Genomic DNA, 17,229 nt, shown 5'->3' with positions numbered 1-17,229 from the left:
CGGCTTTGCAAAGGAAGTGACACCAATAAGGCAAATCCCATGATGAAAATACGCTCGCATTCATACGAGGAAGATTTTCACAGGCACTTGTGCTTCATTGGATTTGATATTTGGAATGGCACTTGATACCTTTGCTGAAAAATAATCCATCGGCAGGATCAGGATAAAGAAGATGACTTCCTTCTTCTAAAATAGGAGTGAGCAAGAGAGGGCATTTGGATATAACCTTGCAATGGGTAGGACGATTAGCGTTATATAACAGCTGAAGAGAAGCTCTGTATAAAAGGAAGGTATTCAAGTAGGGATAGCAAAACCGATTTAGAAAAGGAAATGCTGGACATTGTTGGAGAAATCAAAAAATACCGATTGCAGGTGTGGAATGGTGTATTAGAAGTCCTGTAAAAACACAATGTAAGAGTATTAAATTTCTATTCTGCTTTCCAAAAGAAAGATAGGGCTACTACTGGGGTATAATGGATGCAAGATTTGATTTTGAGGTTATAAATGGAGAATCTGACCAAATATGAAAAAGGGATGCCGCAGCAGTTATAACAGGGAAGAGAAGAATGTAATGAGCAAAACAAAAGCGACCCGAAAGCCGCTTTTCTTAGAGAGAACCAAGAATTATTTCTTGGCTTTCTTTGATGTGGATTTCTGCTCTACAGGAGCTTCTTCTTTTTCAGGAGTAGCAAAAAACTCGGTGGCAACCATTACCATGCGATTATGTTTACCTTTGTCATCACTCCATTCTTCAGGTTTGAAATAACCGTGGACGGTTAGCATTTGTCCCTTTTTCAATAGTTCAAAGGATGCGCTTTCATTTTTGCGCCAAACCTCCACAGCCATGAAAGCTGATATTTTTTTGGTTTCTTTGCTGACAGTCTCCGTTCGACCGACTGCCAAGGAGAATTTTGTGACACTTGCGGAAGTGAATTGACGGATTTCAGCATCCTTACCAATGAAACCTGTAACTGCGAAAGAATTTTCAACCTTTTTCATAACGATAATTTTTAGAAGTTATACAATCAATTTTTATAATGCACCAAGATATTGCAGTCATAGGGCAGCACCAAGGATAGCGGTTCAATACTCTTTTTATTCCGAGTATCAGAAAAAAAGGAAGATTGTACCGATACGCCATTGGTCAGAATGAAATGTCCCGTAACCGCAACAGCGGTGCTGCATTATAGCTTTGCATTAAGAAAAATGATGTGACTTCGCTAAAAATACAGTGGTGAAGCAGAGTTGAAATATTGCAGTGGGGAGAAAGGAAAGTGCTATCCGTTCATATCGGCAAGTTAAAGAATCGGCTTGTGGTTGAGCGAAAACCTATATAACAAAGAAGCCTGTATCAGTCGGATGTGGTGGTTGTATGAATGGTGTAAATGGTGCATCTGGCTATTGATGGTACAAATGATTATTACGTATATGAGAAAACAATGGAGGCAGGATTGTGGTACAAAACACGTCTTGTAATGGGCTTGACGGTTATTGCCTCCCATAAAAAGATAATGCAAGGGAAATCCATTCAGGAATGGTTTTCTATATTTTTATAAAGTGGCATGGTCGCAATTTGCGAATGGGAACAGTTATAAGTGGATGACCCGGAGGGCAGAAAGCAGGTATAAGAGGTTACGGCTGGTGCAAGAATCCCGTTCAGACTTTCGCATGGACGGGATTCTTTGGGATGATTTTAGGCTAATATATGCCAATCTCCATCTTCTTTGTAGAAAGAACGGTTTATTTTATTTACTGGTTTCTTATGACCATTTAGAGACCATGTATAACCTACGCTAACCAATAGGAAATCATTAGTTTGTCTTACTATCTCGTAAAACTTAAAATCGGTTATACCTTCCTGCATCTGACTCAATAAATGATATACAATGCTTATTATTTCTTCTTTTGAAAGTGTGGGTTCTATATTCATTTTTACATCTCCTCTTCTTTTGAAAGTTTATATCTTCCAAACGCATCAAATGTTTCTTTGATGGTATTTGATAAATCGTCAAACCTCAAAGGTGTTATCTTAGCAAAATACTGTATTCCATTTGTAGGATAGCAACAATTGGTTACTAGTCTACAAGGATTGCCAAAAAGATAATGGAGTTGAAATTTATCGTCCGGGCGAACCTGGAAGTGTTTAGATAAGATTTCCAATGCTTTGTTGCCTTTCTCAATCGCTTCTTCCAACGTATCAAAGAGACCAATCGTAATTGTCTTCTTACGACATACGATATTAGTTACATCTTCTGGTTGGTCATGATAGCGAAACTCGATTGTTAATAACTTGTTTTTTGCATATTTATTATTGATTTATTCATTTCTATTAATTTTTTAATCATAACTAATCACTTCGTCACGATAAACTACAATTTCTTTCCCATTAGTGAGACGAACCACTAATTCTATTCCAAAATCGCCTACCACTGTCCCATCACTGCAACCTTCGTATGGAACAACTAAAGAGCAATAAGAACCTATGATTTCTGTTGATTCTTCATATTCGTACATATCATATAGTTTAAAAGTTAATATCTGTTCAATATCAAATTAGCTCAATGATTTTATCGATTCTTCCATGAAGAATGCTTCTTAAAGCTGTTTTATCAACAGCATAATATTCACAGATTTGCCCGAACTGTTTTACCCAATAAAGATGAACCACATCGGTAAAATCAAAATTCCATCCCCTAAGCGGTATTCCACGTCGGAAGTAGGCATTGCCATTAATGGCTTCTGTGAGCCAGTTCTTTTCCTATACGATTCAATTTCCCACCTTTGTTCAGATGCTCCCTAAGCTGATAAGCTTTACTGTTTTGGAGTGCTGATAACTCCGGCACTTCCCATTTCACAAATTTTGTTGCAATCTCCATAATTCGATTTTTTATTTATCCCCTTTCATTGAACCAACTACTTGGGGTTTGTTATGTATTTTGTTGCCAACAAAGATGTTTCAATTCATTATGCAAGGTTTTCCTATTCAAATACTACCGCCATATATGGTGGATGGAGATTTGGGTAGGAAACACAAAGGCTTGACCTTGCAAGAATGAGGGATTGAAATTTCTACCTTTGCAACTAAAATCACTAACAAGGCCACAAGAGATGAATCAAGATGAGTAAGAGTAAAATAGGAAAGACTATCTTACTTTCCAAAAAAGGATAGTATAAAGGGTAAAGTACAAGTTTACTTTAGTACTTGTATAATATATGCAAGAGGCAACTAAACCTCTGTTTAAACTTCATTGGATAGTCATCAGAATAAGTTTAATCTGATCCTTGTATAATATATGCAAGAAGATACTAAACTTATTTTAGATAAAAGGATAGGGTACGATAGGGTATAAGAGCAGAGGAATATGAATCAAATCGACATCGAGCAGTCTTTTTTTTGGAAAGCAAAAATAGATTCAAGTAATTTGTAGCAGCAAACCATAGAGGCCGCTCTTAATATTCAGTGGTGCAAGTGTGGTGCAAAATAGCAAAAACAAAAACGCAACATTCTGATTTACAAGATATTGCGTTTTATTTTGGTGATCCGCCTGGGGCTCGAACCCAGGACCCCAACATTAAAAGTGTTGTGCTCTACCTGCTGAGCTAGCGAATCAATCCTTATTTGCGAATCAGTTATTTCCTGATTGCGGGTGCAAAGGTAGTTACTTTTATTTAATTTGCAAGCATTCCGTAGAAAAAAGTTTCAATTATTTTTCCTTGTTATGGCTTGTTTCTTGATTATCAGTAGTTTCTACTTCATCATATTTTATCTTTTCTTTGTTGATAATAAAGCGTTGGTAGTAGGAGAGCATCAAAGTTGTTAGTGGCAAGGCGATAATCATGCCGAGCATTCCCATTAATGAACCCCAGATAGAAAGAGATAAAAGGATGATGGCAGGATTCAGTCCGGTAATCTTTCCCATGATTTTGGGGACAAGGAAGGTGTCCTGTATGATTTGTACGATTGCAAAGACGGCTAATGCACATGCAATGATAATCCAGAAGTTCTGTCCGGTGTCGGCAGCTTTGAGGATCGCCAATAAAATAGTGGGAAGGAAACCGATGATTTGCAAGTAGGGAACCATATTCAATGCTCCGATGAAAAGTCCCAAAGCGATAGCCATGGGGAAATCGATAATCAGGAAACCAATGCTGAAAAGAATACCTACGCAGAAAGCAACCAAAGCCTGTCCACGGAAATATCTGTTCATACCATCCTGTACGTCGTGAACCAGGTTGGAGGCAAACGTACGGTATTTATTGGGTAGCAGATGTAACCATCCTTCAGCTATCGCTTCGTAATCCAATAATATAAAGATTACATATAATAATATAATGAAGGAGGCAAGGATGCTGAATAGAATGTTGAGAGATTCTGCAAGCAAAGTCCACACTCTGGGGACGGTATCTTTGATTGCCGCCAGAATATTCTCTTCACTTAATACACGGTTCAGTGCCTGGAGATCGATGTTCTCGTGGATAAATTCAGAAAGATTCTTAGGCACATTGTTGCCGGCTCCATTGGTGAGGTAAGTCACCAGCAAGTCGTTCATTCTGCCTATTTCCGAAATCATCGGCGGTACTAACAGATAAAATAAAGTGATTCCGATAACTGTAATGAGGAATAAGGAACAGAAGATGGAAATAATGCGACTTTTTAATCGTAGTTTATACTGGAAGAATTTGACTAACGGATAGACCATATAAGCGATCAGCCACGCAATAAAGAAAGGTAATAACACTCCGCTAAGACGTTCCACAAGCATTAATATGCCTACAACTAACACACATCCGATGGAACCGCGTATAAAACTGTCGAATGTTATCTTTTTCCTTTCCATAATCTGTTTCTTTATAGAGTTTATACTTTCTGCTCATCTTCCCCTCGTGCACGGAGATAACATTCCCTGCACAGAGGCTCATATTCGGCTGTTTCGCCTAAAAGAACCTGTTTCTCATTCTTGACTGTACGATGTGAGAAAGAAGCCAGCTGACCACATTTCACACAGATCGCATGAACTTTGGAGACTTCATCGGCAATGGCGCACAATTGTGGCATTGGACCGAACGGATTTCCTTTGAAGTCCATATCCAACCCTGCAATGATAACACGGATTCCATTGTTGGCAAGCTGGTTGCATACATCAATCAAACCACTGTCGAAGAACTGCGCTTCATCAATACCTACTACATCTATCTCGGAAGTAAACAGTAAAATGCTGGCTGACGAATCGATGGGAGTGGAGGCGATAGAATGGCTGTCGTGAGAGACTACGTCTTCTTCTGAATAACGGGTGTCGATAGCAGGTTTGAATATCTCGACACGTTGTTTCGCGAATTTCGCTCTCTTCATTCTGCGAATCAATTCCTCTGTCTTTCCGGAGAACATAGAACCGCAGATTACTTCGATCCGGCCTCTTCTTCTAGTCTCCTGTATGTGGTCTTCTGAAAATAATACCATGAGATTTTGTGTTTTCTTGATTAAATAAATATGTGGACAAAGGTAAGCAATTCAATGTGCAAGAACTGTTAAATTATCCATTATTTTAAGTTATTGCATAAATTATTCCTACATTCGCACCGTATAAACAATGGACTGACATGAAACAGAAGCTATTAACAGATATTGAGTTGGATGTTCATGAGTTGAAGTATCTCATGGATTTATTTACCAAGGAGCCGACTCCGACTTTGTCTGAACTGTTGAAGCGGAGCATTACACGGATGCAGGGACGTTTGGACGAACTGCAACAGGAGGTGGATGCTGTTCAGGTAATTTCTCCGTCAGCTGTGGAAGAGACAGCGGAAGAGAAGGATGAAGTTGCCGGGTCTGAAGAAGATTCCTCCGTTATTATACAATCTCTCGAATCGGTTGACGTGAAAGAAGACGAGGAGGGAGAGACTATTGTTGCGGAAGAGACCCCTTTAGTAATAGCAGAAGAGGAGCCTGCAATAGTGGAGGAACCTGTCGTTGAAACTGTTGTGAAAGAGGAAGAGCCTAAATCGGCTGTGTTGGGAGAAAGTCTCAAACTATCTGCCGGCTTGCGACATTCTATCAGTTTGAATGATTCTTTCCGTTTTTCTCGTGAACTGTTCGGAGGCAACACTGACTTGATGAATCGGGTTATCGAACAGATATCAGTAATGAGTTCCTACAAGACTGCAATCGCGTTTCTGTCCTCGAAAGTCGAATTGAATGAAGAAAAAGAAGCGGTGAACGACTTTCTGGAGCTACTAAAGAAATATTTTAATCAATCAGCATAAAACAAAAACAAGATGGGAAAGCTATATGTGGTACCTACGCCGGTAGGGAATCTGGAGGACATGACTTTTCGGGCTATCAAAGTCCTGAAAGAGGTCGATCTGATTTTGGCGGAGGATACACGTACTTCCGGTATCTTGCTGAAACACTTTGAAATAAAGAATGCAATGCAATCCCACCACAAATTTAATGAACATAAAACGGTGGAAAGTGTTGTTAATAGAATAAAGGCAGGTGAAACGGTGGCACTAATTTCGGATGCCGGAACGCCTGGAATTTCCGATCCCGGATTTCTGGTTGTTCGTGAATGTGTGCGCAACGGTATTGAAGTGCAGTGCTTGCCGGGAGCAACCGCTTTTGTTCCGGCACTCGTTGCATCGGGATTGCCGAACGAGAAGTTCTGCTTCGAGGGATTTCTCCCCAGAAGAAAGGACGGCAGACACGACTGAAGACATTGGCGGAAGAACACCGCACGATGGTGTTTTATGAATCACCCCACCGTCTGTTGAAGACGTTAACACAGTTTGCCGAATATTTCGGCGCTGAACGTCAGGCAACCGTGTCGCGTGAAATATCCAAACTCCACGAAGAAACAGTTCGGGGCAGTTTGGCTGAATTGATAGAACACTTTACCGCTACCGAACCCCGGGGCGAGATTGTGATTGTATTAGCAGGAATAGATGATTAAATAACTTCATTAAAAAACGTAAAACGTAAACGTATGAAAAAGTTAGCTGTTTTATTTGTATGCGTAGCCATGTTGGCTTCGTGTGATGGCTTTAAAGGTGGAAGTAAAGACCTGAAAGCTGAAAATGATTCTCTTTTGATGGAACTGAACCAGCGTAATGCTGAACTGGATGATATGATGGGTACTTTCAATGAAGTTCAGGAAGGTTTCCGTAAGATCAATGCTGCCGAAAGCCGTGTTGACTTGCAGCGTGGAACCATCACTGAGAACTCTGCCAGTGCTAAGCAACAGATTGCTTCTGACATCGAATTCATCTCCAAGCAAATGGAAGAAAACAAAGCGCAGATTGCAAAGTTACAGGCACAGTTGAAGAACAGCAATTACAATTCTGCACAGATGAAAAAAGCTGTTGCCGCTTTGACTGCTGAATTGAATGCTAAACAACAGCGTATTGAGGAACTGCAAACTGAACTGGCTTCCAAGAATATCCGTATTCAGGAATTGGATGCTGCTGTCAGCGATCTGTCTGTAGCAAAAGAAACTCTGGCTGCAGAAAACGAAGCGAAAGCTAAAACCGTTGCCGAACAGGAAAAGAGCTTGAATGCTGCCTGGTTTGTATTCGGTACTAAATCTGAATTGAAAGCTCAAAAGATTCTTCAGAGCGGAGACGTATTGAAGAGCGCTGATTTCAACAAGGATTATTTCACTCAGATCGATATCCGTACGACCAAAGAAATCAAGTTGTACTCTAAACGTGCTGAGTTACTGACTACTCATCCTACCGGTTCTTATGAATTGGTAAAAGATGACAAAGGTCAGTTGACATTGAAGATTACTAATCCTACTGAATTCTGGAGTGTATCCAGATACTTGGTTATCCAGGTAAAATAAGGTAAATATCCCTTTTGAATTGCCAATGTGCTGATTCCTGGATTCAAGAAATTAGCACATTGGCTTTTTTGTTTCTTATTATACGCATAACTACTGATGAAATATAAAAATCTTTTTTTTGATCTTGATGATACCATCTGGGCTTTTTCTCAAAATGCCCGTGACACTTTTGAGGAAGTATATCAGAAATATTCGTTTGACCGCTATTTTGACTCATTCAATCATTATTATACTCTTTATCAACAAAGAAATACAGAACTCTGGATTGAGTACGGTGAAGGAAAGATAACGAAGGATGAATTGAACAGCCAGCGTTTCTTTTATCCTTTACAGGCTGTGGGAGTGAAAGATGAAATGCTCGCCGAACAGTTTTCGAAAGATTTTTTCGCTATTATCCCTACCAAAAGTACTTTGATGCCTCATGTAAAGGAGGTATTGGAATATCTTGCTCCCAAATATAACCTTTATATCCTTTCCAATGGGTTTCGTGAATTGCAATCACGCAAGATGCGTTCGGCAGGAGTGGACGGGTATTTCAGAAAGGTGATTCTCTCGGAAGATCTCGGAGTGTTGAAGCCTTGGCCGGAGATATTCAATTTTGCTCTGTCTGCCACTCAATCCGAGTTGCGCGAATCCCTGATGATTGGTGACAGTTGGGAAGCGGATATAACCGGAGCACACGGAGTAGGCATGCATCAGGCTTTCTACAATGTGACAGAACGGACTGCTTTCCCTTTCCTCCCTACTTATCACATCCATTCCTTGAAAGAATTAATGGATTTATTATAGGTTTTCTGGATTAAGTCGTATTTTTGTTGCGTTTTAGTTTTGCATAAAATACGATATAATCATGGATAGTACGCTTCTACCTTTCGCCTTGCTTTGTTTCACTTCATTCTTCACATTGACCAATCCATTGGGAACGATGCCTGTCTTTCTTACCATGACTCATGGTATGACGGATAAAGAACGTCAGTCTATCGTACGTCGTGCTACTATTGTGTCGTTTATTACATTGATGGTATTTGTCTTTGCCGGCCAGTTTCTTTTCAAATTCTTCGGTATCTCTACCAATGGTTTCCGTATTGCCGGTGGGGTGATTATCTTCAAGATAGGTTTTGATATGCTTCAAGCCCGCTATACACCGATGAAGTTGAAGGACGAAGAAATCAAAACGTATGCGGATGATATCTCTATTACGCCTCTCGGTATTCCTATGTTATGCGGTCCCGGAGCGATTGCCAATGCAATCGTTTTGATGCAGGATGCTCATTCTTATGAAATGAAGGGGATACTGATCGGTACTATTGCCCTGATTTATCTGCTGACTTTCTTTATTCTTCGTGCTTCCACGAGATTGGTAAAAGTCTTGGGTGAAACGGGTAATAATGTGATGATGCGTCTTATGGGATTGATTTTGATGGTGATTGCAGTGGAATGTTTCGTTAGCGGATTGAAGCCGATTCTGGTAGATATTGTGAGAGAAGGGATGATTCCCTGATGAATAAGAATATGAGGGACGGAGAGTTCCTATAATGAAACTTGCCCCTGCTACAACTCTTTTTGTAACAGGGGCAAGTGCTTTTAGATACGTTTTTTAGATATTTTGCATGTCTTTATGTTACCTTTCTGTGGCTATTTTCCTTTGGGATATACATAATGTGTATTTGCCCATTTGTTCCATTCATTTACCATTTGTTTTAGAATTTTGGGATTTTCCCTGGACAAATCAACACGTTCTGTACGGTCTTTCTCCAAGTTGAAAAGTTCCCATACTTTAGAATTCTGGTCTTTAACGGCTTTCCAGTTTTTCCACCATACTACACAGTTGTCAAAGTGTTCACCAAAAATATATTCGTGCAATTCGGTGTCCGTATTGGTTAGTATCGGTAGCATGCTTGCGCCTTCCAAAGGAATGATCTCATTTCCTCCGTGATAGGTCTTCGGATAGGTTGTTTCCGCTGCATCGATGAAGGTTGCCATGATGTCGGGCAGGAAAGCTCTGTTGTGTCTTATCTCGCCATTGTATTTTGCATACTTGTCGGGCCAGGAAATAATCAATGGAGTGGAAGTTCCGCCTTCATACGCTCTTACTTTATACTTACGGTACGGTGTATTGCTCACCTGTGCCCATGGCAGACCATAAGACGGGTTGACCCATTCATTTGGATTGTTAATCATATCGATGGTTCCGAAACCTTTCTCACGATGAGGCTCGGCACATGCACCATTATCCGACAAGAAAATAAGTAAGGTGTTATTCAGCTCCCCTTTTTCTTCCAGGTACTTTATTAACCGTCCCACATTATAATCCATGCAATGAACTTGTGCCGCATATACTGACATTCTTCCTATCCAGTTCTATTTGTTCATCCTCGGTCAGTTCGGACCATTGGCGACCCTCCCATTGAGCAAGGTCCCAGTTTTTGTCCACCAATCCCATTTTAATCATACGTTTCAAACGGGCTTCACGTACTTTCTGCCAACCTTTCCGATATTTGCCTACAAACTTGTCTATATCCTCCTGTTTAGCATGTAACGGCCAATGGGGAGCGTTGTATGCCAGGTAAAGGAAGAACGGATTGTCATCCTTGGGGCGTTCATCGACAAATTTAATCGCATAATCAGTAAATGCGTCAGTAGTGTAATAAGGTTGTTCCGGTGGAGGCAACTGTTGATTGTCTAAAGTCAGATTGCGATCTCCATGAGGTTGCAGATAACTGCAAGCTCCCGACAAGATACCATAAAAATGATCGAAGCCACGTTGCAACGGCCATTTCTCTTGTCCGTGCATACCGACATGCCATTTCCCCGACATATAGGTATGATAACCGGCTTCTTTCAGCACTTCTGCTATAGTGACTGAATTACGGTTCAAATATCCCATATATCCGTGCACTCCATGATCTTCGGCAGAGTGAGGATCTTCGGACATCATTCCGATACCTGCCTGTTGGGGATAAAGTCCGGTCAGCAGACTGGCACGGGAAGGACAGGAGCGTCCTGTGTTGCAGAAATGGGTAAAGCGTACTCCTTTCTTTGCCAGATTATCCAAATTGGGCGTAGGAATTTCTCCTCCGTAGCACCCTAGGTCGGAATATCCCATATCGTCCACCATAATTAAGACAATGTTGGGCTTTGGGTCATTCTGGGCTGCTGCATGCAGAGACAGTAAGGATGCAGTTCCCATTAATAACATGTTTTTGTTTGTCATACAATTTTGTTTTATTTTTGGGTTAGTTTATTTGTTTGACAAATATACTTATAAATTATTTCTCAGGTGAATTATTTCAGTCTGAAAATTTCTGAATAGACAGCTTGGTCCGCTCCGTTCGCTTTTATACCGATGCGGGCGAATAGGGCTTTGGCCGACTGTACATTCTGATTACTCGTAATATCCAGCGAAATATTTGTTACTCCGGGATTTATATTGGATAAATTTTGCCGGGCTATATTTGTGTTCTCGTCAACAAAAGTTGTTTTGCTGACGAGCAGCATTGCCTGGTTTATCTTTGCATCCTGTACTATTTGCTGTATATTGCACGTGCCGGATACGATGTTGTTATCCAATGTGATATTTTCGTCTGATATTGTAAAATAAGGGGTGACTTTTACTTCACACTGTGTTTTTCCTTTTACTTCCACATATATGGTATCGCGTTTATTCACCCAGGGACCGTTTTTGTCTTTAGTTACCAGTTTGTACGGACCATCGAAAAGTACTGCAGAGAAAGTTCCGTCCTGTGTGGCATACACGGTGATAGGATCATGGTTGGCATAACCATCCTGATACAGTTGTAGTTGAATACCTCCGTTTGTACCTTTCAAACCGAGTTGTTTTCCCTCATACGTGATTTTCCCTTCCAGAACTGATTCGGGTTCGTCGTAATTGTCTAAACCGCAACTTACGGCAAGCAGGGAAAGTGAAAGCAAAGAAAATATAGTTCCTATTTTTTTCATTGTTTTACAGTTTTATGTTTTACTGATACGGATTTTTCACTAATAGCGGGTTCTTGTTGAGCCAACTGTTATCGAAGAAGTTATAATAGTTCTTCATCTGGAAATAGCGGGGGTAAGGAACCATGTAGGCTTTCTTTTTGTCGAACACCCACATCTTGTCATTGGCGCTTCCCGGATCATTGACCTGATAAGGGAATAGCTCGTAGAGCTGCGCATCCGGATTTTCCGAATTACCATCCCAGATTTCGTGAGCCAGGCGCCAGCGTTTCAGATCCCAGTAACGATGATCTTCCAATGCAAATTCCACCCGGTATTCGTGAACAATATCTTCCAATGTGATTGATTCCAGTTCGCTGATACCGGCGCGTGTACGAACAGGATTGATGTAGTTCAACGGATCATCTTCTCCGGTTTTATTAAGCTCATAAGCAGCCTCACAAGCTATCATATATGCTTCTGAAATACGGAAACGAGGATACCACATGGTACTCATCTTTGAATTGGTAGAAGCACCGATGGTTTCGTCCAGGAATTTGCGGAAGAAGAAACCTGTTTTGTTTATACGGATTTCATTTGATTCCATTGGTCCGTTGATAGAAGTTATCAGGCGGTTATTGTCATCGTAAGAATCGGCTTTACCTATGATTTCTTTCCAATTTCCGTTTCCGTCGGGCACTTTCTGACCAGCTTGCAACACTACTTCACTACCTCTGAATTTGGCTCCCGGATAAAGTACGGTTCCCCACAACCGGGCATCTTTATTGGCAAAGGCATCTTCCGGCCGACTGTACATGATGTAATTTCCGGATTCATCCTTAACTTTGATTGTGCCGTCGCGGTTGTCTTTGTATTCAAATGCTTCTACCAGATTTAATACTGCGCCGGAATAACAACGTTCCTGATCTTCTGCTAGAGAAGCGGGAATATTCTTTTGTGTGAATCCATGGGTGGCTCCTGGATATGCATAATCTTTGGCCCAGATCACTTCATGATTATTCTCTTTGACACAGACTGCATTATAAAAATTCTGTCCCAGATCATTAGGAACCGTTATGTCCAGGTTGTAATAGGCAGAAGCTTGAGTTATCACCTCTTTGGCTGCTTCCAATGCTGTTTCGTAATATGGGGTAGCCATTTCCGCCGGAATACCGACTTCATTTCCTTCTGTGCGTATAGGGGCAACCATCTTATTATTGTAGTTGGCCAATGATCCTGCATAAACGGCAGCACGTGCTTTTAACATCAGGGCAGCCCAGCGTGTGGCACGGGCGGCATTGGTGGTAGGCTTTGTAGGCAGGTAATTTGCAATAGTCGCACATTCATTGATGATATAATCGTAGACTTCTGATTCTTTGGAACGGGGAACAGCCAAATCTGAAACATCCATTCCTGCCTCATATTCGTATACGTTATCATTCACAATAGGTACACCGCCTAAACCTCTGCACATACTAAAATATGCCCAGGCGCGTAAGAAGCGAATTTCACCTTCATATCGCAATTTCTCTGTAGATTCAAGTACGGTTGTAGCTCTTAATCCCGCCAGGAACTGATTTAAATTGCGAATATATTTATATGGATAAACTCGCCATTGATTGTCACTGTATTCCTGCATGTTATCACGGCCACCATCGGTCACGCAACCGTCGTCCACTTTAGTAAAGCTGGCGGGAGTAGCAAAACTTTGTCCCCAATTCTCTGTATTTCCATAAAAACCGGCCAATACGGAGTTAATCATTTTAGCATCGCTGAAGATCTGGTCATTTGTCAATATCTGATCGGGATCACGATCTAAAAAATCAGAACAAGATCCTAATATCAAAGTTAAACTCAATAACAGGTATCCTTTTATATATTTCATTGCTTTTAGAATTTAAGTGTTAAACCCAGATTGATAATTCGCATACTTGGATAAGCTGTTCCGTTACCGGCTGAAACTTCCGGATCGATAGGTACATTGGTGAGTGTGAACAGGTTCTGTCCGGCAAGATATAACCTTAGACTGTTAATTCTGCATTTTTGCAGCCACTCTTTAGGGAAAGTGTAACCAAATTCCAGATTACGCAGTTTTAAGTAGCGGACATTGTACTTCCAGAAAGAACTTTCCCAATAATTACTGTGATTATTGGCATTGTTTCCGATTAGTAATGTCGGGTATTTTCCGGGAATCAAGTCACTGTTTGCATCAAAAATGTCGGCTAGTCTCCATGTATCTTCCATATAGTAAGCCGGGTTGTTTCCATTATTGTTAAATGGGATTTTTTGAATTAATGTCGGATTCCAGGTAGACATTCCCGCACCGGAGAAATCCAATGCTAAATCGAAACCTTTCCATGCGAATGCAAGGTTAAATCCAAAGTTCAGAACGGGTGTGGAGTCTTCTTTGTATCCGATGGGGCGTTTGTCCATATCGTTGATTATGCCATCCCCATTTTGATCGACATATTTGATATCACCCGGGCGTAATGTCGTATTTCCTTTCTGGTCATTGTCAATCGGCCACGACGCAATCTCTTCCCAACTTTGGAACTGGCCGTCTGCCTCGTATGCCCAGTTGACATTTCCGAAACGATGCCATGTAGAATTACGATATTCATCCCATGAATTACTGAACTTAGGATTATACTGTTCCCAGTTGTAGAAACGGGAATAGGTGAAATTGGCACTGATAGAATAGTGAAAGTCATTGACCTTATCACTCCAACGTGCAAGCAAATCATATCCGGTATGAACATTGGAATTGAGATTTTCCTTGGGACGCTCAAAGCCCACTTCTTCCGGAAGTAATACATCGTCACGGGAAGCCGGAATACCGGTTTTGATACGTCGGAAGAAATCTACGCTTCCTGATAAACGGTTGTTCAGGAAAGCAACGTCGAGACCAATGTCCAGAATTTTAGCCTTTGCCCATGAGAGCGTGGTAACAGGCAGGTTTCGTGGGGTAGTACCAATGATATAGGAACCGTCGATTACTCCTCCTCCCTGTTTGTAGTCGTAGCCTGTCATATAGTCGAAAGCACTGTAGCCGTCAACGTTGTCATCTCCTACCAATCCATAAGATCCCCGGATCTTTAAATCGCTGAAAATTGAAGCTATTCTTGATTCTTTCCAGAAGTTTTCTTCTGATATTCTCCAGCCTAATGAGGCGGAAGGGAAGAAACCCCAGCGATGATTGGGCGGGAATTTCCATGAACCGTCATAGCGTGCGGAGAAGTCTATCAGGTATTTGTTGGCGTAGTTGTAGTTGAAACGTCCCAGCCAGCCTAAACGTGCTTCCGTATTGTTACCGGTATCTTCGTATTTGTCAATCGTATCATAATAGATCAGATGCAATGAGTTGGAAGCCGGGATGGCATGCAGCCAAGACTTTGGGGTGTCTCTTTTTATTGCTTCAAAGCCGACAACTGCATTGATGGAATGTGCTCCGAATGCTTTTTCATAAGCCAGTTGAATGTTTGAAGTCAACTCTTCCACATAAGCATTCGTTCTTTCCCTCCAGGCACTGGCGCGTCCACCCACATCTACATATTCGTCCGTTGCTTCGTCATATCTATAGACACGATAGGTATATTCTTGATTGTTAAGTAATTCGCTTGCAAAATAATATCCGAACAAGGCTTTAGCTTTGAGTCCTTTGATAATTTCATATTCTGCGTTCAGGTTTAATTGGGCCATTCGCCAAGTGTCTTCAAAGGTTCCGCTTTTCTCAAAATTCAATAATCCGAAGTTTAAGCCATTGTCAGAGCCTACTGATGCCGGATAGTTAGGATTGTCATTGGCAAACGGGCGGACAGTCGGTAGATTGCGGTAGGTGGCCGCTGTCGGGTTTGAATAGTCGTCGGTTCCCGGTACACCCGGATTCTTCAACTGTTTGATACGTCCGTTCATGTTCATGCCGATTTTGAATTTATCAGTGACCTGTGCTTCGACATTCATTTGTACGTTGTATCGTTTCATACCGCCATAATTGCGAATGGCAGATTCCTGATTCATGTGTCCGACACTGAAATAATAATTGATCTTGTCCGAACCTCCGGAAACATTGGCATTGACATAATATTGCGGAGAAGTCACCCAGATGTAATCATACCAGTTAAATGGCACATATCCCTTTTCTGTACCTTGCCGCCATTTCTCCAGATCTTCTTTATTATATAAACGGGACGTCTTTCCCTGAATCGTTTCAGACTGTATGTAATTCTCTACATACGTTACGGCGTCTGCCGGTTCCGGTAAGCGTGATACATGTTGCCAGCCATAATAAGTATTTAGCGTAACTGTACTTTTGCTGTTTTTCTTTCCTTTCTTGGTGGTTACAACAATGACTCCATTAGCGGCACGTACACCATAAATGGAAGCAGAGGCGTCTTTCAGAATGGAAATGGATTCGATGTCATTAAAGTCAATATTATTGAATTGGCCTTCATCAGACTGCACGCCGTCAATTACAAATAAGGGTGTTCCCATGTTACGGATTTGCAAGGTAGTGGCATTTCCCGGGCGACTGTCTGTAGATCTGTAGTTCAATCCGGCTACCTTTCCAACTAATGCTCCGGAAGTGTTTACCGCTGAAGATCTGCCTATATCATCAGCTCCTATGGAGGCGATAGCTCCTGTCAGGGTGGCTTTCTTTTGAGCAAGGCCAAAGCCAGTCACTACGACTTCATTTAATAATTTGGTGTTTTCTGCCATTATGATTTTGACATTTGTCTTTCCGGAAACTACGGCCAGTTCCTTAGTCTCATATCCGATATAAGATACCTGCAGTTGTGATTGTACCGGAACTTTTTCTAAGGAGAAATTACCGTCAATATCTGTGATGGCTCCATTGGTAGTTCCTTTCACTAACACGTTTGCACCGATTATAGGATTGTCCGCTGTGTCTACTACACGCCCTGTTATGCTCTGTAATTTTGTCTGTTGTGAAGGCAATTCGTCAGATAATACAATCTGGAAATTAGGCTTAATCAGATAACTGAATGGAGCCTGCGAAGAAAGCTCTTTTAAAACCTTTTCTATACTGCTATTCTGTGCTTCGAGAGAGACTGCCTTATTGAGATTAGCCAACTCTTCATTATAGAAGAAACGATATTCACTTACTTTTTCTATCTGTTTTATCACTTTCTTCAAAGGTTTGTCTTTCATGGTGAGAGTGATCTGCCCCATGACACTTAGACTACTTGATAAAAATATAATAATATATAATATTCGGGAAAAGAGATGCTTGATGTTACTCATTTTATAGGAAATTAATCATTAAACAATAAAAAAGATGTAACTTTACAAGCTGAAAATCGGGTGTATATACCCTCTGACACTGCCTTCCGCCAGTTGTCAGTATCAGAGTGAGTTTCCAAGTTCCGATTTAAGCTTAAAGGAGATAGTCCTGACCTTGTCAGGCTATCTTTTTTATTCTATCGGGGCTATTTCA

General features: G+C 41.1%; 13 protein-coding genes, 1 tRNA gene and 3 pseudogenes. 5 read left to right on the top strand and 12 right to left on the bottom strand.

From position 1 onward, the window contains the following. Nucleotides 1-624: 624 nt before the first annotated feature. From NXX38_RS00675 to NXX38_RS00640, 8 genes and pseudogenes are all read right to left on the bottom strand, one after another. Nucleotides 625-999: a single-stranded DNA-binding protein gene (locus NXX38_RS00675; protein ID WP_258978302.1), complete on the bottom strand. Its 375-nt coding sequence runs from the start codon at nucleotides 997-999 to the stop codon at nucleotides 625-627. A gap of 694 nt (nucleotides 1,000-1,693) precedes the next feature. Beyond that, nucleotides 1,694-1,930, bottom strand: coding sequence for a hypothetical protein (locus tag NXX38_RS00670; RefSeq protein ID WP_258978301.1), 237 nt, complete (start codon nucleotides 1,928-1,930; stop codon nucleotides 1,694-1,696). A gap of 2 nt (nucleotides 1,931-1,932) precedes the next feature. Beyond that, nucleotides 1,933-2,193 carry a hypothetical protein gene (locus NXX38_RS00665; RefSeq protein WP_258978300.1) on the bottom strand — a complete coding sequence of 87 codons (261 nt, stop codon included), beginning with the start codon at nucleotides 2,191-2,193 and terminating at the stop codon, nucleotides 1,933-1,935. Between the two features lie 144 nt (nucleotides 2,194-2,337). Next, complete coding sequence (locus NXX38_RS00660; RefSeq protein WP_258978299.1) at nucleotides 2,338-2,514, bottom strand: ribonuclease P; 177 nt, start codon at nucleotides 2,512-2,514, stop codon at nucleotides 2,338-2,340. A 34-nt stretch (nucleotides 2,515-2,548) separates the two neighbouring features. Continuing rightward, nucleotides 2,549-2,876 (bottom strand): annotated as a pseudogene (locus NXX38_RS00655) (molybdenum ABC transporter ATP-binding protein). Between the two features lie 658 nt (nucleotides 2,877-3,534). Beyond that, nucleotides 3,535-3,610, bottom strand: a tRNA-Lys gene (locus tag NXX38_RS00650). Nucleotides 3,611-3,704: 94 nt separating this feature from the next. Then, complete coding sequence (locus tag NXX38_RS00645; RefSeq protein ID WP_099147502.1) at nucleotides 3,705-4,838, bottom strand: AI-2E family transporter; 1,134 nt, start codon at nucleotides 4,836-4,838, stop codon at nucleotides 3,705-3,707. Nucleotides 4,839-4,858: 20 nt separating this feature from the next. Beyond that, the gene (locus tag NXX38_RS00640; protein ID WP_004299175.1) at nucleotides 4,859-5,458 is read right to left on the bottom strand and encodes a thymidine kinase; all 600 of its coding nucleotides are present in this window, start codon (nucleotides 5,456-5,458) and stop codon (nucleotides 4,859-4,861) included. 140 nt (nucleotides 5,459-5,598) lie between these two features. On the opposite strand from NXX38_RS00640, the gene NXX38_RS00635 reads away from it, so the two are divergent. The 5 genes and pseudogenes from NXX38_RS00635 (at nucleotide 5,599) to NXX38_RS00615 (ending at nucleotide 9,339) form a co-directional block, all read left to right on the top strand. Continuing rightward, nucleotides 5,599-6,261 (top strand): hypothetical protein, encoded by a 663-nt coding sequence (locus NXX38_RS00635; protein ID WP_234133629.1) that lies wholly within the window; start codon nucleotides 5,599-5,601, stop codon nucleotides 6,259-6,261. Nucleotides 6,262-6,273: 12 nt separating this feature from the next. Further along, nucleotides 6,274-6,947, top strand: a pseudogene (rsmI, locus tag NXX38_RS00630) (16S rRNA (cytidine(1402)-2'-O)-methyltransferase). 33 nt (nucleotides 6,948-6,980) lie between these two features. After that, nucleotides 6,981-7,838, top strand: a complete 858-nt coding sequence (locus tag NXX38_RS00625) for a hypothetical protein (protein ID WP_074638712.1) — start codon at nucleotides 6,981-6,983, stop codon at nucleotides 7,836-7,838. A gap of 96 nt (nucleotides 7,839-7,934) precedes the next feature. Further along, the gene (locus NXX38_RS00620; protein ID WP_258978298.1) at nucleotides 7,935-8,627 is read left to right on the top strand and encodes a YjjG family noncanonical pyrimidine nucleotidase; all 693 of its coding nucleotides are present in this window, start codon (nucleotides 7,935-7,937) and stop codon (nucleotides 8,625-8,627) included. A gap of 61 nt (nucleotides 8,628-8,688) precedes the next feature. Then, nucleotides 8,689-9,339 (top strand): MarC family protein, encoded by a 651-nt coding sequence (locus tag NXX38_RS00615; protein ID WP_074638710.1) that lies wholly within the window; start codon nucleotides 8,689-8,691, stop codon nucleotides 9,337-9,339. A gap of 134 nt (nucleotides 9,340-9,473) precedes the next feature. Here the strand turns inward: NXX38_RS00615 and NXX38_RS00610 are convergent. From NXX38_RS00610 to NXX38_RS00595, 4 genes and pseudogenes are all read right to left on the bottom strand, one after another. Beyond that, nucleotides 9,474-11,052 (bottom strand): annotated as a pseudogene (locus NXX38_RS00610) (arylsulfatase). A gap of 71 nt (nucleotides 11,053-11,123) precedes the next feature. After that, a complete protein-coding gene (locus NXX38_RS00605) occupies nucleotides 11,124-11,798 on the bottom strand; it encodes a DUF3823 domain-containing protein (protein WP_148365297.1) in 675 nt (224 codons plus the stop codon). A 19-nt stretch (nucleotides 11,799-11,817) separates the two neighbouring features. Beyond that, the gene (locus NXX38_RS00600; protein ID WP_258978297.1) at nucleotides 11,818-13,659 is read right to left on the bottom strand and encodes a RagB/SusD family nutrient uptake outer membrane protein; all 1,842 of its coding nucleotides are present in this window, start codon (nucleotides 13,657-13,659) and stop codon (nucleotides 11,818-11,820) included. Nucleotides 13,660-13,664: 5 nt separating this feature from the next. Further along, complete coding sequence (locus NXX38_RS00595) at nucleotides 13,665-17,036, bottom strand: TonB-dependent receptor (RefSeq protein WP_148365295.1); 3,372 nt, start codon at nucleotides 17,034-17,036, stop codon at nucleotides 13,665-13,667. Between the last annotated feature and the right edge of the window lie 193 nt (nucleotides 17,037-17,229).

The organism is Bacteroides sp. BFG-637, assembly GCF_024793605.1.
Taxonomy (GTDB): Bacteria; Bacteroidota; Bacteroidia; order Bacteroidales; family Bacteroidaceae; genus Bacteroides; species Bacteroides vicugnae.
Note: the sequence above shows the minus strand (reverse complement) of the source record. Positions and strands in the feature narration are given on the sequence as shown.